18 protein-coding genes are annotated in these 19,846 nt (G+C 46.6%); 13 read left to right on the top strand and 5 right to left on the bottom strand.

The window, feature by feature from the left end:
• The first annotated feature begins 18 nt into the window (after positions 1-18).
• Together DMO16_RS19690 and DMO16_RS19695 are read left to right on the top strand one after the other, a co-directional pair.
• The gene (locus DMO16_RS19690; RefSeq protein ID WP_129479630.1) at positions 19-2,577 is read left to right on the top strand and encodes a beta-mannosidase; all 2,559 of its coding nucleotides are present in this window, start codon (positions 19-21) and stop codon (positions 2,575-2,577) included.
• A gap of 303 nt (positions 2,578-2,880) precedes the next feature.
• A complete protein-coding gene (locus DMO16_RS19695) occupies positions 2,881-4,473 on the top strand; it encodes a long-chain-fatty-acid--CoA ligase (protein WP_129479633.1) in 1,593 nt (530 codons plus the stop codon).
• Between the two features lie 174 nt (positions 4,474-4,647).
• On the opposite strand, the gene DMO16_RS19700 is transcribed toward DMO16_RS19695, so the two are convergent.
• The 3 genes from DMO16_RS19700 to DMO16_RS19705 form a co-directional block, all read right to left on the bottom strand.
• A complete protein-coding gene (locus tag DMO16_RS19700) occupies positions 4,648-5,754 on the bottom strand; it encodes a tetratricopeptide repeat protein (RefSeq protein ID WP_129479635.1) in 1,107 nt (368 codons plus the stop codon).
• Between the two features lie 213 nt (positions 5,755-5,967).
• Positions 5,968-6,099, bottom strand: coding sequence for a hypothetical protein (locus DMO16_RS25240; RefSeq protein ID WP_276203874.1), 132 nt, complete (start codon positions 6,097-6,099; stop codon positions 5,968-5,970).
• A 272-nt stretch (positions 6,100-6,371) separates the two neighbouring features.
• On the bottom strand, positions 6,372-6,890 hold the full coding sequence (locus tag DMO16_RS19705; protein ID WP_061975136.1) for a hypothetical protein: 519 nt from the start codon (positions 6,888-6,890) through the stop codon (positions 6,372-6,374).
• A 119-nt stretch (positions 6,891-7,009) separates the two neighbouring features.
• Here DMO16_RS19705 and DMO16_RS19710 point away from each other — a divergent pair, with 119 nt between their 5' ends.
• On the top strand, positions 7,010-7,561 hold the full coding sequence (locus tag DMO16_RS19710; RefSeq protein WP_061975134.1) for a peptidoglycan-binding domain-containing protein: 552 nt from the start codon (positions 7,010-7,012) through the stop codon (positions 7,559-7,561).
• Between the two features lie 66 nt (positions 7,562-7,627).
• Here DMO16_RS19710 and DMO16_RS19715 read toward each other — a convergent pair whose 3' ends face one another.
• Positions 7,628-8,089: a universal stress protein gene (locus DMO16_RS19715; RefSeq protein ID WP_061975132.1), complete on the bottom strand. Its 462-nt coding sequence runs from the start codon at positions 8,087-8,089 to the stop codon at positions 7,628-7,630.
• Positions 8,090-8,169: 80 nt separating this feature from the next.
• Complete coding sequence (locus DMO16_RS19720) at positions 8,170-9,258, bottom strand: CdaR family transcriptional regulator (RefSeq protein ID WP_129479639.1); 1,089 nt, start codon at positions 9,256-9,258, stop codon at positions 8,170-8,172.
• A 146-nt stretch (positions 9,259-9,404) separates the two neighbouring features.
• Between DMO16_RS19720 and DMO16_RS19725 the strand changes: the two genes are divergently transcribed.
• The 10 genes from DMO16_RS19725 to DMO16_RS19770 all read left to right on the top strand — a co-directional run bounded on the left by DMO16_RS19725 (position 9,405) and on the right by DMO16_RS19770 (position 19,827).
• A complete protein-coding gene (locus DMO16_RS19725; protein WP_129479641.1) occupies positions 9,405-10,574 on the top strand; it encodes a glycerate kinase in 1,170 nt (389 codons plus the stop codon).
• A complete protein-coding gene (locus DMO16_RS19730) occupies positions 10,564-11,694 on the top strand; it encodes a 2-keto-3-deoxygluconate permease (RefSeq protein WP_061975127.1) in 1,131 nt (376 codons plus the stop codon). Before DMO16_RS19725 ends, DMO16_RS19730 begins: the two co-directional genes overlap by 11 nt.
• 27 nt (positions 11,695-11,721) lie before the next feature.
• Positions 11,722-13,005: a nickel-dependent lactate racemase gene (gene larA / locus DMO16_RS19735; RefSeq protein WP_129479643.1), complete on the top strand. Its 1,284-nt coding sequence runs from the start codon at positions 11,722-11,724 to the stop codon at positions 13,003-13,005.
• Positions 12,971-13,807 (top strand): ATP-dependent sacrificial sulfur transferase LarE, encoded by an 837-nt coding sequence (larE, locus tag DMO16_RS19740; protein WP_082635916.1) that lies wholly within the window; start codon positions 12,971-12,973, stop codon positions 13,805-13,807. The genes larA and larE overlap by 35 nt, the downstream gene beginning before the upstream one ends.
• Before the next feature lie 13 nt (positions 13,808-13,820).
• Entirely contained in the window at positions 13,821-14,516 is a 696-nt protein-coding gene (gene larB / locus DMO16_RS19745) for a nickel pincer cofactor biosynthesis protein LarB (RefSeq protein WP_061975123.1), read from the top strand.
• The gene (locus DMO16_RS19750) at positions 14,497-15,345 is read left to right on the top strand and encodes a LarC family nickel insertion protein (RefSeq protein ID WP_129479645.1); all 849 of its coding nucleotides are present in this window, start codon (positions 14,497-14,499) and stop codon (positions 15,343-15,345) included. The genes larB and DMO16_RS19750 overlap by 20 nt, the downstream gene beginning before the upstream one ends.
• Before the next feature lie 551 nt (positions 15,346-15,896).
• Positions 15,897-16,922, top strand: coding sequence for a TRAP transporter substrate-binding protein (locus DMO16_RS19755; RefSeq protein ID WP_129479647.1), 1,026 nt, complete (start codon positions 15,897-15,899; stop codon positions 16,920-16,922).
• Between the two features lie 33 nt (positions 16,923-16,955).
• The gene (locus DMO16_RS19760) at positions 16,956-17,510 is read left to right on the top strand and encodes a TRAP transporter small permease (RefSeq protein ID WP_061975118.1); all 555 of its coding nucleotides are present in this window, start codon (positions 16,956-16,958) and stop codon (positions 17,508-17,510) included.
• On the top strand, positions 17,507-18,781 hold the full coding sequence (locus DMO16_RS19765) for a TRAP transporter large permease subunit (protein WP_129479649.1): 1,275 nt from the start codon (positions 17,507-17,509) through the stop codon (positions 18,779-18,781). The genes DMO16_RS19760 and DMO16_RS19765 overlap by 4 nt, the downstream gene beginning before the upstream one ends.
• A 20-nt stretch (positions 18,782-18,801) precedes the next feature.
• Positions 18,802-19,827: a C-terminal binding protein gene (locus DMO16_RS19770; protein ID WP_129479651.1), complete on the top strand. Its 1,026-nt coding sequence runs from the start codon at positions 18,802-18,804 to the stop codon at positions 19,825-19,827.
• The last annotated feature ends 19 nt before the right edge of the window (positions 19,828-19,846 follow it).

Consider the following 19,846-nt stretch of genomic DNA (forward strand, 5'->3'; position numbering starts at 1 on the left):
GGAAAAGGAGCGAACGTGATGACACAGGAATTGTCCTTCAATGCAACCAGCACAAAAAGCACTTTGCAGCTAAAAGACTGGAAGTTCAAGGCATGTGATGAACAGAACTGGCTTTCTGCCGAAGTACCGGGATGTGTGCATACCGATCTACTAAAAAATAGGCTGATCTCTGATCCGTTTTACGGTAAAAATGAGCTGCAGCTTCAATGGATCGATAAGAAAGATTGGGAGTACGAGACCACGTTTGATGTGCCTCATACCATGCTTTCCCTCGACCGGCTGGAGCTTCTGTTTCAAGGGCTGGATACGTACGGTGATGTTTACCTGAATGATACGCAAATTCTAAAGACAGACAATATGTTCAGGGTATGGAAAAAGGATGTTAAGGAGCACCTGAAAGAACAAAACAATGTGCTTCGGATCCGCTTTTGCTCGCCCATTGAAAAAGATCTCGTAAAACAGGAGAAGCTCGGTTATAACCTGCCTGCGGTCAATGACCATTCGGAGGACGGAGAAGTAGGCGACAAGACGTTAAGTGTGTTCGCGAGAAAGGCGCCGTATCATTATGGCTGGGACTGGGGCCCTCGTTTTGTGACGAGCGGAATCTGGAAAAGCGTTGAACTGGCAGGCTGGTCAACGGCAGAGATTAGCGACCTTTTTATTCAGCAGAAAAAGGTTACTTCCTCTTCCGCCGAACTGACCGCTGTCGTGGAGATTGAAACGGAAAAAGAGGCTGAAGGCATCCTCCATATAGAAGCAGAAGGAGTCAGTATATCACAGGATGTACGATTGGCTGTTGGAACCAATACGGTAGAAATCGAACTGAAAATCACCAATCCGAAGCTCTGGTGGAGCAGAGGCCTGGGTGAACCGCATTTGTATGATTTTACTGCATCGTATGTTCAGGAAGAGCAGATGATTACGGAAAAAACGGTACGCACAGGGCTGCGTTCAATCACGCTGGTTCGCGAAAAAGATGAACAAGGCGCTTCCTTTTACTTCGAATTAAACGGAGTACCGGTTTTCGCCAAGGGAGCCAACCATATTCCAAACGACAGCTTTGTTACCGAAGTGACCTATGAGCGGTACAAACACGAAATCATCAGTGCAGAACTGGCGAACATGAACATGCTCCGGGTGTGGGGCGGCGGAATCTATGAAAACGACGAGTTCTATGAACTGTGTGACCAGCACGGGATCTTGGTTTGGCAGGATTTTATGTTTGCCTGCAGCATGTATCCTGGCGACCAGGCTTTTATGGACAATGTCAAGGCCGAGGCGGAGGATAACATCAGACGCCTAAGAAACCATCCGTGCATTGCATTATGGTGCGGAAACAATGAGATGGATGTTGCCTGGGCCCAATATGATGAGGAAGCGGGATGGGGATGGAAGCAGCAGTATTCACAGGAGCAAAGGGATGAAATCTGGCAAGCCTATGATACACTTTTTCATCACCTGCTGCCGGAAGCCGTTCAACGGCTCTCGCCTGAAATAGCGTATTGGCCGTCATCGCCGATGGCCGATTGGTCCAATGACCGGCAGCAGCATTCAAACTATGTATCCGGCAGCGGTGACATTCACTACTGGGACGTGTGGCACGGCTCTAAACCCTTTGAGGAATACAACAGTCATGTTGGGCGCTTTATGAGTGAATACGGGTTTCAATCGTTTCCGGAATATAAAAGTGTAAAACAGTATGCGGAAGATGAGGATATGGAACTTGAATCGGAAGTGATGCTTCACCACCAGAAAAACGGCCGCGGGAACGCCCTGATTAAAGAATACATGGAAAAGTACTTGCCGGTAGCGAAGGATTTTCCGTCGTTCCTTTACATGAGCCACGTGCTTCAGGCTGAGGGCATTAAGTCTGCCATTGAGGCCCACCGCAGGAAAAAGCCCTATTGTATGGGAACCTTGTACTGGCAAATGAATGACTGCTGGCCAGTAGCCTCATGGGCTAGTATGGATTACTACGGACGCTGGAAGGCACTGCATTATTATGCGAAGAAAAGCTTCCAAGATGTTATGGTGTCCATTGACGGAACGAACAGCGAAAAAGTGGATGTTCATGTGATTTCGGATCAGTTGGATCCGGTGGAAGGAACACTGATTTCGAGGCTGCTGAATTTCCAGGGTGAGGTCATCAGGGAATTCAAGGATGCTGTGAATCTCGATAAGAACACAGGCAACGTAATATTGTCCCTGTCCACGGCCGAGCTGCTGGATGGACAGGATCCGGCAGGAACTGTCTTTCAGGCAGAGCTTGTTGCAGATGAAAGAGTCATAGATTGCAAGGAGCATTATTTTGTGTCCGGAAAAGAACTAAAACTAAAGATACCGGTGCTGTCTATAACAAGAGTCAGTGACAGTGAATACATGATTGAAACGAATACGCTGGCCAAGCAGGTTTGGCTTTCGACGGATACCGAGGGCGTGTTTTCGGATAACTATTTTGATTTGATTCCGGGAAGGCCAAAGCGGATTCAATTTTTCGAGCGCAAAGATGGGGCGCTTGTCTTTGGGTCACCGGAAAATTTGGAAGTTCAATCTATGTATGATTTTATGAAAAGGTAACCATGTTTGTACTTGTGGGAGTTAATATCCGTTCCAGGATGCTCGCTTTCCTCAGGCGGTCGCTGAGCCTTACCGGCGTAAACGCCTACTGTTCTCGTCGCAAGCTCCTGCGGTAACGGCGCGAGCGCCTCATCTGTCCCGCTTTTCCCGTAGGAGTCTCGCACCTTTCACTCCTGTCAACCAATCGATGAAGAATAAAAAGACTGACCCGGGTGCTGTAAAAGGCTTTCGGGTCTTTTTTATTAAGTTCTGTGGTATAATGAATAAAAATTTTGAAAATTTAGAACATGGAGGGATAACTTCTTGAATATACCGATGCTGTTGCCTCAGTTTTTGGATCGTGCCGTCAAGGTTTATGGAAAGAAAGCAGCAATCGTAGGGGAAAAACGAACGTATACATACAGAGAAATAAACGACCGGGTTAATCAGCTGTCACGCGGGTTGCAGGAAGCGGGGATTAACAAGGGTGACCGCGTGGCCTATCTGGCACCGAACACATCCGAAATGTATGAAGGGTTCTATGGGGTGCTGCAGCTGGGTGCGGTGATGGTGCCGCTCAACACACGCCTGAAGCCTGAGGATTATTTGTATATCCTCAATCACAGTGGCACAAGAGTTTTATTTGTCGATAATGAGCTCCTTCAGCTGATCAAACCGGTTCTTGATGATCTAACTACTCTAGAGGCGATTTTCGTCCATGGTTTGGAAGAGGATCAGGATGCCTGCCGGTCGTATGAAAAATGGCTCAGCAGTTTTGAATCTGATCCCGTTGACCGGCCGGGTATGGATGAAAATGATCTGGCCACACTGCTTTACACGAGTGGAACGACAGGCAAGCCAAAAGGAGTCATGCTGTCTCACCGCAGCAATTTTATGCATGCGCTTACAACGCAGCATCACCTGCGTGTATCAGATCATGATGTGCTTCTGCATGTATTGCCGATGTTTCATGTGAATGGCTGGGGATCGCCTTTTTATTACACAGCAAACGGTGCTACTCAAGTGTTCTTGAAAAAGGTAGTGCCAGCTCATATTTTTCAAAAGGTGAAAGAGAACAGTGTCACGGTAATGCACATGGCGCCGACGGTTTTAAACGGACTGCTTCAGTATGCCGATCAGCAGGCGGAGGAAGCCAAAACAGAACAAAATATCCGGATTGTGATTGCCGGTTCCGCGCCGCCTCCTGCTTTTGTTAAAGCGGTGGTAGAAAAGCTGAAGTGGGAGTTCATTCAGGTGTACGGCATGACAGAAGCTGCTCCGCTGATCACAACCTCGATCATCCGGGACACCCAGCAACATTTGGATCCAGAGGAAAAGTATCGCCTTAAAGCCAAGGCCGGCTATGAGTTTATTGGCAGCGAGGTGAAAGTGGTCAATGAAAACGGAGATGAAGTGGCACCGAACGGAAAAGAGATTGGTGAAATCATTGTTCGCAGCAACACGGTGATGGAAGGATACTGGAATAACCCGGAAGAGACCCATAAAGCCATTCGCGATGGTTTTTATCATACAGGGGATATGGCGTTCGTTGATGAGGAAGGAAACATCGAGATCGCCGACCGTAAAAAAGATATTATTATCTCGGGCGGCGAAAACATTTCATCCATCGAAGTGGAAGCGGTGCTGTATGATCACCCGGCTGTCCTTGAGACAGCGGTGATTGCCGTGCCGCACGACAAGTGGGGAGAAACTCCCCAAGCCGTAGTTGTACTCAGGGACGGTTATGAGACGAGTGAAGACGAACTCATCACCTTTGCGCGAAGCCGGATGGCCCATTTTAAGGCGCCGACGATCATTAAGTTTGTCGACGAACTGCCAAAGACTGCATCTGGCAAGATCCAGAAGGTTCATCTCAGAAAGGCCTACTGGGAGAATAAAGGAAAGCTGGTAAACTAGTTTTGTATAGAGGACCGGGCTTGCGCCGGCCTCTTTTTGTTTGCTGTTTTGGTGAAAATGACGTGATATGTAACTGTTTTGTGCTGAACCGCAACTAATAAACCGGCTCAACCCACAAGTAACGCATCGAGCGACCTCCACAAGCTCCCGAAAGCAAGAGAGCAGCTGAACATGTCAGCTGCCTGCTTCCTTAAGTAATTTTTGTTTGGCCGTATAGGCCATATGAAAGTATTTGCTCGCTTTTTTGTCATTTGAGACACTGTAGAATTGGGAGGCAAGCTTTTCCGCATAATCCTGCACATAACCCCACAACTGCATGGATTCAAAATAGGAAAGGGCATCAGATGCTGTTTTTTCAAGCTGTTCTGCGGTAGCTGAATGATTGCAGTCGCTCAAAATGGAAAAGTGATGAATATATTCTTCGTTTTGTGCATTCCGAGCGATTTTTAAGCCCAGTGTAATCCACTCATTAGCCCGTTCGAAATTTCTTAGCTTTACTTGTTCACGGGCAATCAGATAGGCAGTTTTAAAATCGGTGTTTTTTTCTTCAAATGCTTCGCTTAAGTGAGCGAGCGCTTTCTCAGAGTAATTTTGTTCTGCATACAGCATTCCCAGATTATAGCGGATTTTCAGTTCAAACGGTTCTTTTTTCAGCGTGCTGGAACGAAGAATGTCGAGTGCAGAGAGAAAATGATCTTCAGCTTCCCTGAACTGTTTTAATGAAGTGGAGGCCAGGCCGATGACGTTTTCGCTGCCGGCAAGCTTCACTTCATAACCGGACTTGTCCTCAAAATACTCTTTGGCTTTAAGGGCATGGCGGACGGCAAGCAGAGGCTGCCGTATATGATAATAAAAGGTGGCGACTTTATAGTTGAACTCTGCTTTTTCAATGTCATCGGTAAACTGATTTAAACGTTTTTCAGCAAGCTGGTAGTGAAGCTTCGCTTCCAGGTAATTTCCGGTTTCTGTAGCATAAATGGCTTTGAAGAAGTGAAAGTAATAAGATAAAAAGTCGTCGGTTTCTCTTTTCTGCCCTTCATTCAGATGGTTCAGGGTATACCTGGCCTCCCATAAATCGTCGATCAGCAGTTGATACCTGAAGCATAATAAAGAGTAATAGATAAAAAGAGTCTGGGTAGGATCAATCTCCATGTTTTCAATCTTTTCGTCAATCTCCAGCTTGAGTCTGCGGGATTCTACGAGGTTTTGTGAAAGAATTTCACGGTACCAGCTGTTTAACAGCTGAATCATCTGATCCGTACTCGTCAACTCTATTTCCATAACATTCGCCCCACCTTTTTGCATAAATTTACATTTTAACACAATCTTAGCATATTGGGCTTTTTAACGATTGAGTCAATTGACGCAATTAATAGAAAATTCATCCGTTCCTTTTCTCCTACTTTTTATGTCCAACTAAAAAAGGGAAGGAGACCGCTCTCTCTTCCCTGAATGCTATGTGAAGTTCTGGGTGTGCACCTGGCAACGCTCTGGTTACCCATTCGTTGTAGAAAATGTTTTCCCGTGTTCGGCATTCGGTACGGCTGAGTGTTCCGCGATATAGCCACCAATCAATAAAGCGCCAGCTAATGCAATACCAACAAGAGCACCTGTCATTTTCTTCATATTGACACCCCTTAAAAATATTTTTAGTTTTCAGTCTGCTGAAGCTACAAGATGTCAGACCCCCCTGACCTCCTTCCTTCAACAATGTTTTACAATTTACAACAATAATAGCAAATATTAATAGAATTGGAGTGGGTAATTTGTTTTAATTTTCAAAAATTTTACATCAGTCTAATTTACTAATTTTTCCTGAATTAAAAGATCCCCCGCAGAACATTAGCGGGGGATCTCATCGTTGGGCTATTTCTTTTCAAGCTCTTCCTGTAAAACCCTCATTTTTTATTTTCGGCAAGGTAATGCTCGACTTTGTTAACACCGCCGCCAAATAGACGTTTGCCCGTTCCGGTGTAGGTGTATCCGAAATCATCCTTTTGTTTGTAATGATTAACGGCCTTGTCCAGATCATGAAAGATTCTGTGCAAGTAAAGCAATGCTGTTTTGTCCTTCTCTTTGGACACTATTTCAGCCAGCTCTCTGGCATTTTGGAAATCTTTTTTTACCGTTTCACTTTTTACCGTAACAGAACGGATTTCATTCACCAGTTCAATGGCGTGAGTTTGCTGATCCGCCCAGTTGATCGTTTCGTCCTTGTCATAGCAAAGCGTTTTATTATAGTACTGATGGGTGGAATCGATCAGTGTGCTATAGGGGACTTCCCCTCCTGGTTCTGTGGCTTCGACCTCCTCGGTTACAGAAGCTGTTGACAAGTAATACCATCCCAGTCCGGCCAGACTTACGAGAAGCACGGCAGCCAAAATGTAAAGCTTTCTTTGGTTTTTTATAATCGTCAAACTCTCACTTCCTTTGTTTTTGAAATTACCAATTTTCAGTGTAACTTTTATTGGCTTTGATCGACTAATAAGGTGTAATCCAAATAATCAGGGTGATAAAAAGAGAGGGGTCTTAAAAAATGAAAAAAATGATTGCTTCTGTTTTAACTGCTTCTGCATTGCTTATGGGAGTTCCTTCTGTGGCCGGTGCCCAGACCGCCCCAGATTACTCCATATTTCAACTGCCAAAGTCAGGAGTTCTGAAATCCGGTGACCATGGAGAAAACGTGAAAATCCTTCAATGGGCATTAAATAAAGTGATGAATGCAGGGTTGAAAACAGACGGAATCTTTGGCCCAAATACAAAGAAAGCCGTCATTGCCTTTCAAAAGAGTGCAAAATTGGTTCCGGATGGGATCTATGGAAAAAAAACGCATGCTGCTCTGTCTGAAAAAGTGAACTCTTACGGCTTTCCGGAAATCGTGTTGAAAGAAGGCAGCAAGGGGAATGCGGTAAAAATTCTTCAAAAAGCACTGAATGAAATTGGATCTTCTCTCAGTGTGGACGGCATTTATGGCCCGAAAACCAAAGCGGCAGTCCTCAAGTTTCAAAAGAAATATCCAGAGCTGAAGGATACAGGTATTTTTGATGCTCCAACACGAATTCTCCTGGATAAAGTACTGCACGACTAATCTGATTTTGTATGCACCCGAAAAAGCTTGCAGCTAGTTTACTAGTCTGCAAGCTTTTCTTTCTCTTTACTTAGTTACGAGCACTGGACATTCCGCTTCGGATAACACCTGTTGGCTTACACTGCCCAGGACCATACGCTTCAGCCCGCTCAGTCCCCGGCTTCCCATGACGATCAGATCCATATCATGAACTTTTGCATAGTCACAAATCGACTTTGCTGCATCCCCTTCAAGAATTTCTGTTTTCACATGGTCTGTATAGTGTAATGCTGTATTTCTTGCTTCCTCCAATAACGTTTCGCCCTGTCCTTTTTCCGAAGCTGCGGCGTCCCTTACTTCCTGCTCGACTGATCCCTTGTAGGCTGCCATTGTAAACCCTTCCCCATAAAGCGGGTAGGCCGGTTCAGCCAAAACATGGGCGAGCGTCAACTCGCTTCCTGTGCTTTTTGCCAGTTCTGCACCATATTGCAGGGCTTGATGACTTCCTTCTGAGCCGTCAAGCGCAATCATCACTTTTTCATACTTCATCTTATTCTCCTCCTTTGCAAAATACTGGCGGGCCGAAACAAGGAAAGAGCGTCCTAACTGTGGATGTGTTCTTTCCATTTTTAGTTTTTTTCCAGAATCCAGAGTGCCATTTGAAGGGCAAAGGCATCCTTGAACTTCCTGGGATCATAACCCGTTTCTTCTTTTATTTTGTTTAGTCTGTAAATGAGTGTATTCCGGTGAATATGGAGGCTGTCTGCGGTTTGCTGCAAATTCAGATGGTGATCCAAAAAACACTGCAGTGTGCCGGTTAATGAAAGCACAGAGTTTAGCAGTACACGGCGTGAAAGCCTGGCAGCTGCAACAGGGTTCAACTGATGGATCAGCGCCTGGGCTTCAAGCTTTGCGAACGAAAGCACCTCCTCCTGCGGATCACCGATTTCAAGAGCAAGGATGCAGTCTGTGTACGATTGATGAAATAATTCCAGAGTGGAGAACGGTGTGCTGCAGGCTATTCGGAACTTGAAATGGTGGAATTTCAATAGCTGCAGGACCGCCTCTTGCTTTCTTTTTCCTTCGTCTTCTTTTTGATAAGAAAAGGCCATACACAATCGTTTGGTGTGAACAAATCCTGCCAGGCAATGATCCGATCCCGCAGCCTTTTCCAGCTGCTGGATAAGCACCGAACGAGACAGGGATTGACCTTCGTCCAGTTCAATAACCAGTGTCTGGAGGGTGGGGGGCAGTTCAATCTTCAGAAGGCCAAGCCGTCGAAGAACATGCTCGATGGATGGCTGTTCGCTCAGCAAGTCCTCGATAATCATATCCTTTGTTCGCTGCTGCCATTCCGTCTGGCTGGCCATATACGACTGTTTCACCATGAGCTCTGTCGTCATTTTCACCAATCCGGCCACATCTTCTATTTCTTTGGGATTTCCGGTGATCCCGATGACCCCGACAATTTGCTGGTCGAAGACGATAGGTAGATTAATCCCTGGCTGGGCGCCTCTCCATTTACCATCGTGGTCCAGAGGAACGGTAAAAGGCTGTTCGCTTCGCAGCACTTCCAGGGCACCCTCATGAATATGATAGAGGCGCGATGAATCACAGGAAGCGATGATGATGCCCTTATTGCTCATGATATTCACATTGCGGTTTAGCCGGGCTGAGGTTTCTTTTACGATCATTTCAGCGATTTCAGTCGTTAGCATGACGTTCTCCTTTGGTTATTTTCTACAAAAAATTATAAAAAATAAAAGCGATTTATAGAGGTTTTATCTATAGATATATAATTTTCAGACAAGTATACTATAACCAACCATATATTGAAAGCGTTTTCTAAGAGGGGGGTTCAGGGTTGAAGATTGTTATTGCGCCAGACTCATATAAAGGAAGTTTATCGGCAATGGAAGCTGCAGCAGCGATCGAACGCGGGATAAAGAAGGCGGATCCTTCAATTGAAACGGTCCTTGTGCCGGTGGCTGACGGCGGAGAAGGAACCATGGACACACTAGTTGCCGCGACTGCCGGTAAGAAGAAAGAAGTGAGGGTAACCGGTCCGCTGGGACAAGAGGTTGTCGCATCCTATGGCGTATTGGGTGATACCAGCATGTGTGTGATCGAAATGGCTGAAGCCTCAGGGCTTTGCCTGCTTATGCAAGAGGAACTCAATCCGCTGGCTTCTACCACATTTGGGACCGGACAGCTGATCAAACAGGCACTGGATGATGGATTCCGCTCCTTTATTCTCGCTATCGGTGGGTCAGCCACCAATGATGGCGGTGCAGGTATGCTCCAGGCGCTTGGTATGAAGCTGGTGGACAAAAATGGAGCCGAGATCGGTTCCGGAGGCGGAGAGCTAAGCTGTCTGGAAGTTATTGATGACACAGGATTTGATCGGAGAATTAAGGAGAGTACCTTCCTCATTGCGTCGGATGTCGAGAATCCGCTTGTCGGGAAATCCGGTGCTTCAGCCGTTTTTGGCCCGCAAAAGGGAGCAACAGCAGAAATGGTAAACGTGCTGGATCAAAACCTTTCCCATTGGGCGGATAAAGTGGAAGAACTGACAGGAACAAGATTGCATGACCTGCCGGGAGCCGGGGCAGCGGGCGGGATTGGAGGAGCCTTTCAGGCGTTTTTTTCCGCTCAGATGAAGCGTGGCGTTGATATCGTGACGGAGTATGCCGGTCTTCCCCAAGCTCTTGATGGAGCTGATCTTGTCATAACGGGAGAAGGCAGGGTCGATTTTCAAACGGCTTCCGGTAAGACGCCGATGGGCGTAGCACAGAAAGCAAAAGAAAAGGACGTTCCAACCGTTATCCTTGCCGGCTCGGTCGGCGATGGCGTGGACGTTCTCTATCAATACGGCATCATCAGCATCACGAGCATCATTCAGCAGCCACTAACCCTTCAAGAAGCAATGGAACAATCATCTCAATTGCTGGAGTATAGTGCAGAACAGGTTGTCCGAACATTTATTCATAATAAACCAACAAGCGAAAGCGGGGTTCTACACTATGAAACTTAAACAAACGATTGAAAAAGTACCCGGAGGACTCATGGTCGTTCCACTGTTGTTCGGGGCGTTACTGAATACTATTGACCAGCTTCATTTGAAGCCGGTGATGAATTTCTTAAAATCGCTCGGTGTTGCCAAAACGGAAGAAGGCTACTACGAATTTTTGCGCATAGGAGGCTTCTCTCAGGAACTGTTTAAAGACAGTGCGCTCGTTCTGATTGCACTCTTCCTGTTTTGTGCAGGAAGCCAGATGAACTTGCGGGTTGGAGGAGCAGCACTGAAAAAAGGAATCCTGCTTACTACTTCCAAGTATCTCACCGGATTGGCGGTTGGTTTGCTGTTTGGTTATTTCTTTGATCCGATGGACGGGTTGTTTGGACTTTCCACACTGGCGATTATTGCGGCCATGACGAACGGAAACGGCGGAATGTATGCGGCCCTTACCGGCCAGTACGGAAACCGTTCCGATGTAGGCGCGGTGGCGGTGCTTTCGTTGAACGACGGACCGTTTTTTACACTCATGTCACTTGGACTGCTGGGATCAAGCTTTCCGATCATTTCCTTTATTGCCGTGCTGCTGCCGATTGCCATCGGAATGATTCTTGGAAACCTGGACGAAGATATCCGGGATTTCCTGAAAGCAGGAGAAATTCTGCCTGTACCGTTCTTTGCCTTTGCTTTGGGAGCGGGAATGAATCTTGCCAGCTTTTTCAATCCGTCAGTCGTTACAGCAGGTCTAACCATTGGCCTCATGACTACGATTCTTACGGCATCTACGGGAATTCTTGTATTTAAATTATTTAAAGAAAAAAGCTTCATTGCACCGGTTTCGGAAGCATCGACGGCAGGAAATGCGGCAGGTACTCCGGCAGCGATTGCGGCCGCTGCTTCGGTTGCAGCGGGGTCGGGAATGATGAGTGCGGCAGAGGCGCAATCCTACCAGGATATTGTAAACGTTGCTACTGCGCAGATTTCGATCGCCACACTGACAACGGCCATTTTATGTCCGATTGCGGTGATTCTTGTAGATAAATGGCAAAAGGCGAGAGGAATCGACGGCAAGCTGGAGAAGTTTGAATTGGAAGGACGGGACCAAAAAGAAAGAAGCGTACCTTCAACTTCAGCATAATGACAGTTAAAAAGGAGAGAACAACATATGGAGACAACTTTGTTATACGGAAAAGAAGGGCTGAAACTGAATCTCCCTGAAAACACGTTTGTTGTGGAACCGAATAACCTTCCGGGAGTTGAGAACAAAGAGCAGGCGATTTTGGATGCGTTGAGAAATCCGATCGGTGCACCGTCACTAAAGGAAAGTGTCAAGGTGACAGACAAAGTGGCCATTGTAATCAGCGATATTACAAGACCGACACCAAATGACGTGCTTGTTCCTCTGCTCATTGAGGAACTGGATCATGTGCCGCTTGAGAACTTTGTGATCATCAACGGGACAGGCACTCACCGCGACCAGACAGAGGAAGAGTTTGTGCAAATGCTCGGCCAGTGGGTCGTCGATCATATCAAGATTGTCAATAATCACTGTCATGATCTGGATTCACTCGTTAATGTGGGAAGAAGCAAGTTCGGCTGCGACGTCTATTTGAATAAAGACTATGTGGAAGCCGATTTCCGCATTGTTACGGGATTCATTGAGCCCCACTTTTTTGCGGGATTTTCGGGCGGTCCAAAAGGCATCATGCCTGGCATTGCCGGTATAGAAACCATTATGACCTTTCATAATGCGCGAATGATCGGGGATCCACGCTCCACTTGGGGCAACATGGTGGATAACCCGGTTCAGGAAATGACACGCGAAATCAATGCGATGTGCAAGCCGCATTTTATGTTGAACGTGACGCTGAACCGGGAAAAGGAAATCACCAATGTGTTCGCCGGGGAGCTGTATGAAGCACACGATAAGGGATGTGCGTTTGCCAAGGAACATGCCATGATCCGCTGCAAAGAGAGGTTTGATGTGGTGATCACCTCCAACTCCGGCTATCCGCTTGACCAAAATTTGTATCAGGCAGTTAAAGGAATGAGTGCCGCTCACAAGATTGTGAAAGAGGGAGGCTCCATCATCGTTGCTTCCGAATGCTCTGACGGGCTGCCTGACCACGGGAATTACTCGAAAATTTTTCAATTTGCTGAAACACCACAGGAGCTGCTTGATCTGATCAATGATCCCAACTTTAAAATGTTCGATCAGTGGCAGGTTCAAAAGCAGGCGGTCACCCAGGTATGGGCAGATGTTTATGTCTATTCCAAGCTGACCGATGAGCAGGTAAAAGGAGCCATCCTGATGCCGACCCATGACATTGAAAAGACACTGGAAGAGTTAAAAGAGAAATACGGACCTGAGATGACAATAGCAGTACTGCCACTCGGGCCGCTAACCATTCCTTATGTGGAAGAACGGAGGGGTTCTGTTGTTGGATAAGTATGAAAAACTGCAGGATATTTTACGAGAAATGAAAACCGTAGTGGTCGCTTTTTCCGGAGGGGTGGACAGCACTTTTCTATTAAAAGTCGCGCTTGATACGCTTGGAAAAGAAAACGTGCTGGCGGTCACTGCAGACAGCGAGACCTATCCGTTTGAGGAACTGCAGGAGGCAAAACGGTACGCAGCGATGCTCGGCGCACGCCATGAAGTGATAGAAACCTCAGAACTCAGCATTCCCGGCTATTCCGAAAACACCTCCAACCGCTGTTATTTTTGCAAGAAGAGTTTGTTTGAGCATCTGATTCCGATTATGCATGAACATCACTATGAAAATATCGCGTTTGGTCTCATAGCCGATGACATGGGAGAACACCGGCCGGGAACAAAAGCCGCAAGAGAATACAATGTACGGGGACCAATCCAGGAGGCCGGTTTGTTCAAAAGCGAAATACGTGAGCTTTCACAGCAGATGGGGCTTCCTACATGGGATAAGCCCTCCTTTGCCTGCCTTTCATCAAGAATTGCCTATGGAGAAGAAATTACCATCGAGAAGCTGAGAAAAGTGGACCGTTCCGAACAGGCCATTCGCGCCATCGGCATCCGTCAGGTACGGGTCCGAACGCATGGAGACATTGCCAGAATTGAAGTAGAGCCACAGGAAATGAACAGGCTTCTTGAACATCACGAAGAAATTACAAAGCAGCTGCAGGAGTTTGGCTACAGCTTTGTAACGATGGATTTGACCGGCTATAAAAGCGGCAGTATGAACAAAGTGCTGGCAGAAACCAAAACAACGTAGAGAAGGAGATTTCATGAAAAAATTCGAAGACCTCGGCTTCAGTAAGGTGGACCTGGATCGTGAGAAACGTACAGGCTATCCTGAAGTCATCTATGGAGAAGGAAAAACAGCAGATCAGATTAAAAAAATCATGAAAACCCTGATTGAGACCCACGGGAAGGCTATGGTTACCCGGCTTTCCAAAGAGAAGGCAGAGGTTCTCTTGGCCGTATATCCTGATGCTCACTATCACGACGTTTCCAGAATTCTTTTATACGGACCTCCGCGTGAGAAATACGGCGGGGATGTGATGGTTATTGCGGCAGGCACCTCCGATCTTCCTGTCGCAGAGGAAGCGGCCATTACCGCCGATTGGATGGGCTGCAAAGTCAACCGCCTGTATGATGTTGGGGTAGCTGGCATTGACCGGCTGCTTGCCTATCGGGAAGATATCACAAAAGCAAGTGTGCTGATCGTTGTGGCCGGTATGGAAGGAGCTCTGCCGAGTGTGATCGGAGGCATGGTTCAGCGTCCGGTTATTGCGGTTCCGACTTCTGTGGGGTATGGTGCCCATTTGCAGGGTCTTACTCCGCTTCTCGCCATGCTCACCTCCTGTGCGTCCGGAATGAGTGTGGTGAACATTGATAATGGATTTGGTGCGGCCTATCAGGCGGCTCTTATTTTAAAACTCGCAAACGAGGGGATTGCCAATGAAACAGCTTTATCTTGATTGCCAGTACGGCATTTCCGGTGATATGACACTTGCTGCGCTTTTCGACGTTGGCGCTGATCCTTCCTACGTAACAGAGCAGCTGAAGCAGCTTCCGATTGATTCGTTTCACATGGACACCAAGAAAGTCGATAAGAGAGGAATCTCAGCGAACCTGCTTGACCTGCAGTTTAAGGAAGCGGAACTGGTAGGTGCCGCACATGTCCATGAAGCAGGCCACAGCCATTCTCACGAACATGACCATCATCACGATCATGAGCATGAACACGGCCATTCGCATGAACATGAACATCATCACCACCATGACCATGTTCATCGGAAAGCATCAACGATCTTGGAGATGATTGTAACAAGTGAGCTTCCTGTTCGGGTAAAGGAACGGAGCCGGCGTGTATTTGAAGTCATCGCCGAAGCGGAGGGTAAGATTCACGGAATGGATCCAAAGGAGGTTCACTTTCATGAGGTGGGTGCCATGGATTCCATTATTGATGTGATCGGAGTATGCCTGGCGCTCGAAGATTTGCAGGTTGATAGAATTGTAGCCTCACCCGTCCCGACGGGCTATGGCAAGGTGAGGATGGCGCATGGACTCTATCCCATTCCGGCCCCTGCGACTGCCGAGATTCTTAAAGGAGTGCCGCTTGAGGCTTTCCATGTAAAAGGCGAACTGACCACGCCAACAGGAGCCGGCTTCTTAAAGGCGCTTGCCGATGACTATGGGTATATGCCACCTCTTGTCATCGAGAAAATCGGATATGGAGCAGGACAAAAGGACTTTGAGCATCCGAACGTTCTCAGAGCAATCCTTTTTGAGGAGAAAGTGAAGTAGAAAAGCCCGGGAGAGAGCGGGTATTGCGATCTCCCGAGCTTTTTTGTGTGATTTTTTACCAGTTTGTGAGTGATGCCGGTGGATAGGTGAAGGGTATCCGTCGTTGTTACTGGCCGAAATCGAAAATTTACTGTCCGCGCAACTAGTTTGACCTGTTATATACCGGCCTGGGGCATATCCTCCTAACAATCACCCAGTGATTTTACTTTGAAAATATTAAACTTACTAATTGCTTTTAAATTAAAAATAGTAAAATGAGACTATTTTCAGAAAAATAAAAAAACGGATTGACATCCTTTGACAAGATATACTATGATTATCACAGTTATTAGTTATACAGAACACGGTTTTATATTATAAAACAATTAAGACATTGCATTTCCAGAAACAATCATCATTTTGTAAGGAGGGCAGTGTCTTTTGTTTAAAAATATAACAGAACAGAGTTTTATAATGTAAAACTATCAGTCCTCCGCTATTTTACTGATCTATTTTTTTGCAGCATGGTGGTAACGCTTTCAAAAAAGCAAAAAACAGATGAAAGGGTGGTTATGGTGAAGGTGAAGAAAAGTTTGGGTGTTGTAATGGGCATCATGCTGATGCTGTCCCTGATCCTGTCGGGATGCGGCAGTAAATCCACTTCCTCTTCGGGAGAAAAAACAAAGACAATAAAGGTCGCCAATTATTTTGCCAAGGATCATCCGCAGAATGTGGCGCTGCGGGAAAAATTCAAGCCAATGGTTGAAAAGGAATCCGGCGGCACGCTGAAAGTTCAGATTTATGACAACAGCACACTCGGTGCCGAAAAGGAATTTTACGACGGCGTCCGAAACGGTACGATCGAAATGGGTATCCCTGGACTGATCATGCAGTCCGATATTGAAAAAATGGCGGTTCCGGAATGGCCGTTCCTTTTCAAAGATTATGAACATGTCAAAAAAGTGCTCAACGGCCCCATAGGCAAAGAGCTTACTGAGGATCTTGAAAAGAAGCATGGTGTTAAACCGCTGGCCTGGAGTGCGAATGGATTCCGGATGTTCTCGAGTAACAAACCTGTAAAAACCATGAAGGATTTCGACGGCTTGCGAATGAGAATGCCCAACATACCAAATTACATACAACTCGGTAAGCTGCTTGGCATGAATGTGACACCAATGCCGATCTCCGAAGTATTCTCAGCATTGGAACAGAAGGTTGTAGACGGGCAGGACAATCCGATTGCTACTCTCCGTGCTTCCGGCTGGTATGAGGTTCAAAGCGATGTTTTGGAATCCAACCATATGTTCAGCCCCAATATTTATATCATAAACAGCAAGTTCTATAACAGTCTCTCCAAAAAACAGCAAAGTGTAATTGAAAAGGCATCTAAGGAAGCGGCAGATTACGAGTTTGATCTGATGGAAAAAAGCTATGAAACGGATAAGAAGTTTTTGACCAAAAAGGGCGTGAAGTTCCATACACCGGATGGAGCGTTCGAGAAGAAAATGGAAGAAGCGTCAAAACCTATGTATGACGATTTTTATAAGAAGTATGACTGGGCAAAAGAGCTGGTCAAGAAGATAAAGGCTGAGCAGTAAGCAATGACAATTGCATGAAGAGGTGGGGAGAAGATGGAAAAGATCTCACGGTACTTGGAAACGCTTCTGAATATTTTTATGGCCGTTGCTTTGGGTCTGATGGTCATACTGGTGTTTGGCAATGTGGTTCTAAGATACCTTTTTAATTCAGGTATCACTTGGTCTGAAGAGATGTCACGCTATTTGTTTATCTGGCTCACATTTTTAGGAGCGATCGGTGCCTTTAAAGCCAAGGAACATCTCGGTGTCGACATGCTGGTCAGGCGTTTGCCCGTGAAAGCAAAAAAAGTCGTATTGGTTTTCAGTGATCTGCTCATGCTCTTTGTTCTTTTCCTGGTGTTGGAAGGAAGCTGGAAGATGACTGTCATTAATATGGACAGCAAAGCACCTGCAACCGGACTTCCGCTTTCCTTTGTTTACGGTACAGGAATCGTAGTCAGTCTGGCTATGGGACTCATCTTGATCAACAATGTGTATAAAATTTTGTTTAATAAAGTGCGCGATGAAGATTTGATTGTCATCAGCGAATCGGAAGAACTGGTGGATTTCAAGGAAATCAGTGTTGGAAAGGAGGAAAAACAAGCATGATTGGTGTATTTATTGGATCACTTCTCGGCACAATGGCGCTTGGAATGCCGATTGCCTTTGCCCTGCTGCTCAGCGGTGTCGCTTTAATGTTCTTTTTAGGAATATTCGACAGCCAGATTATTGCCCAAAACTTAATTAATGGTGCGGACAATTTTCCACTGATGGCCATCCCGTTTTTTATGCTTGCGGGCGAGGCAATGAACGCCGGGGGGCTTTCCCAGCGCATTGTACAGATGGCAATGTCAATGGTAGGGCATATCCGCGGCGGACTTGGCTATGTAGCCATTATTGCCAGTGTGTTATTTGCCAGTCTTTCCGGCTCTGCTGTGGCGGATACCGCTGCCCTCGGGGCAATTCTGATTCCCATGATGGTCAAGAGCGGTTATGACATTAACCGGTCCAGCGGTTTAATCGCATCAGGAGGAATTATAGCTCCGATCATTCCGCCAAGCATTGGGTTCATCATCTTTGGTGTAACCAGTGGGGTATCCATCACTAAACTGTTCATGGCAGGTATTGTTCCTGGGGTTATGCTTGCAGTTGGCCTCTGTGTGACATGGGCGATTGTGGCCCATAAAGACAAGGTTCAAGTGGCACCCCGCAAATCCATAAAAGAAATTCTCATTTCCATCAGGCAAGGCTTTTGGGCGCTTTTGCTTCCCGTCATCATTATTGGCGGATTGCGCGGTGGAATTTTCACTCCGACTGAAGCCGCTGTTGTTGCCGCTGTGTATGCCTTGTTCGTGGGGATGGTCATTTACCGGCAAATAAAATTGGCGGACTTGTATCAGCTGCTGGTACGCGCAGCAAAAATGACTAGTGTCGTTATGTTTCTGGTCGCGGCAGCCCTTGTATCCTCATGGCTGATTACTGTTGCCAATCTGCCGGCACAAGTCATCGGGCTGTTGGAGCCTTTTATGGAGCACCCGCTGCTCATACTCTTAATGATTAATCTTTTGGTTGTCCTGATCGGTACAGCGATGGATATGACACCAACCATCCTAATCCTGACACCCGTGCTGATGCCGGTTATTCAGCAGGTGGGTATCGACCCTGTATATTTCGGTGTTTTGTTTATTATCAATAATGCCATCGGTTTGCTGACTCCTCCGGTTGGTACAGTGCTAAATGTCGTTTGTGGAGTCAGTAAAATCAGTATGGAAGACATTATGAAGGGAATATGGCCGTTTCTGATGGTGGAGGTAATAGTCCTGATCTTGCTGATCCTCTTTCCGTCATTGGTTACCGTTCCTCTCAAATGGTTTACTTAATTTTTTAAGGAGTGAAAGTGATGTCCAAGATGAAAGTGGTTGTTACAGATTGGGAATACGATGATTTGCGATATGAGAAAGCTGTATTTGAAAAATATTCAAAAGTTGAATTGATCGGTGCCCAATGCCGGACAGAGGAAGAAGTCATTGAGGCCTGCCGGGATGCGGACGCGCTGATTAATCAATATGCTCCCCTTGGCAGCACGGTTATCGAACAGCTTGAAAAATGCCGGGTGATTACGCGCTACGGGGTGGGCGTGAATACGATCGACCTGGAAGCCGCCACCGGAAAAGGGATTTGCGTGGCTAATGTTCCGGACTATTGCATGGACGAAGTGTCTGACCATGCGCTGTCGTTGCTCCTTTCTGCACGAAGAAAAATCGTTAAAGCAAATGAGCAGGTGAAAAGCGGAAATTGGGATTTTAAAGTGACCCAGCCGATTCACCGGCTCCGCGGGCAGGTGCTCGGACTGGTAGGGTATGGAAAGATTCCGCAAAGCCTGGCTGAAAAGGTGCAGCCCCTTGGGTTAAAAGTCGTTGCTTTTGATCCCTACTATCCTGCGGCAGAAGCAGAAAAGAAGGGGGTACAACTGGTTTCTCTGGAAGAATTATGCCGGGTGTCTGACATCATCTCTGTCCATGCACCGTTAACAGAAGGAACAAAAGGCATGATCAACGCCTCCCTGTTTTCCCAAATGAAAAATGATGCCCTTCTGATCAATACGTCTAGAGGGCCGGTAGTGGATGAAAAAGCATTAATAGAAGCGCTCGAAACGGGAGAGATCGGGGGAGCGGCCCTGGATGTGATAGAGGAAGAACCGATTTCTGAAAATCATCCCTTCCTGTCCATGGATAACGTGATCCTGACGCCTCATGTCGCCTGGTATTCCGAGGAGGCTGCCAAAGAAATGAGAACAAAAGCAGCGCTCGGTGTTGTGGACGTTCTGATCTGCAAGGAGTATCCAAAGTATCTAGTGAACAAGCAGGTTGAAGAGCGGTCGGTGCTGAAGAGCAATCAGCCCGAAAGCCGCTATGCAATGAGTTAGCCAATTGGATGAAGAGGGG

Source organism: Fictibacillus sp. S7 (assembly GCF_004127935.1).
Lineage (GTDB): Bacteria > Bacillota > Bacilli > Bacillales > Fictibacillaceae > Fictibacillus_C > Fictibacillus_C enclensis.

Coding starts and splice junctions, on each gene's coding strand:
- DMO16_RS19690 (WP_129479630.1), top strand. CDS start 19: ATGACACAGGAATTGTCCTTCAATGCAACCAGCACAAAAAGCACTTTG.
- DMO16_RS19700 (WP_129479635.1), bottom strand. CDS start 5,754: ATGGAAATAGAGTTGACGAGTACGGATCAGATGATTCAGCTGTTAAAC.
- DMO16_RS25240 (WP_276203874.1), bottom strand. CDS start 6,099: ATGAAGAAAATGACAGGTGCTCTTGTTGGTATTGCATTAGCTGGCGCT.
- DMO16_RS19710 (WP_061975134.1), top strand. CDS start 7,010: ATGAAAAAAATGATTGCTTCTGTTTTAACTGCTTCTGCATTGCTTATG.
- DMO16_RS19715 (WP_061975132.1), bottom strand. CDS start 8,089: ATGAAGTATGAAAAAGTGATGATTGCGCTTGACGGCTCAGAAGGAAGT.
- DMO16_RS19720 (WP_129479639.1), bottom strand. CDS start 9,258: ATGCTAACGACTGAAATCGCTGAAATGATCGTAAAAGAAACCTCAGCC.
- DMO16_RS19730 (WP_061975127.1), top strand. CDS start 10,564: ATGAAACTTAAACAAACGATTGAAAAAGTACCCGGAGGACTCATGGTC.
- larA (WP_129479643.1), top strand. CDS start 11,722: ATGGAGACAACTTTGTTATACGGAAAAGAAGGGCTGAAACTGAATCTC.
- larE (WP_082635916.1), top strand. CDS start 12,971: ATGTGGAAGAACGGAGGGGTTCTGTTGTTGGATAAGTATGAAAAACTG.
- larB (WP_061975123.1), top strand. CDS start 13,821: ATGAAAAAATTCGAAGACCTCGGCTTCAGTAAGGTGGACCTGGATCGT.
- DMO16_RS19750 (WP_129479645.1), top strand. CDS start 14,497: ATGAAACAGCTTTATCTTGATTGCCAGTACGGCATTTCCGGTGATATG.
- DMO16_RS19755 (WP_129479647.1), top strand. CDS start 15,897: ATGGTGAAGGTGAAGAAAAGTTTGGGTGTTGTAATGGGCATCATGCTG.
- DMO16_RS19760 (WP_061975118.1), top strand. CDS start 16,956: ATGGAAAAGATCTCACGGTACTTGGAAACGCTTCTGAATATTTTTATG.
- DMO16_RS19765 (WP_129479649.1), top strand. CDS start 17,507: ATGATTGGTGTATTTATTGGATCACTTCTCGGCACAATGGCGCTTGGA.
- DMO16_RS19770 (WP_129479651.1), top strand. CDS start 18,802: ATGTCCAAGATGAAAGTGGTTGTTACAGATTGGGAATACGATGATTTG.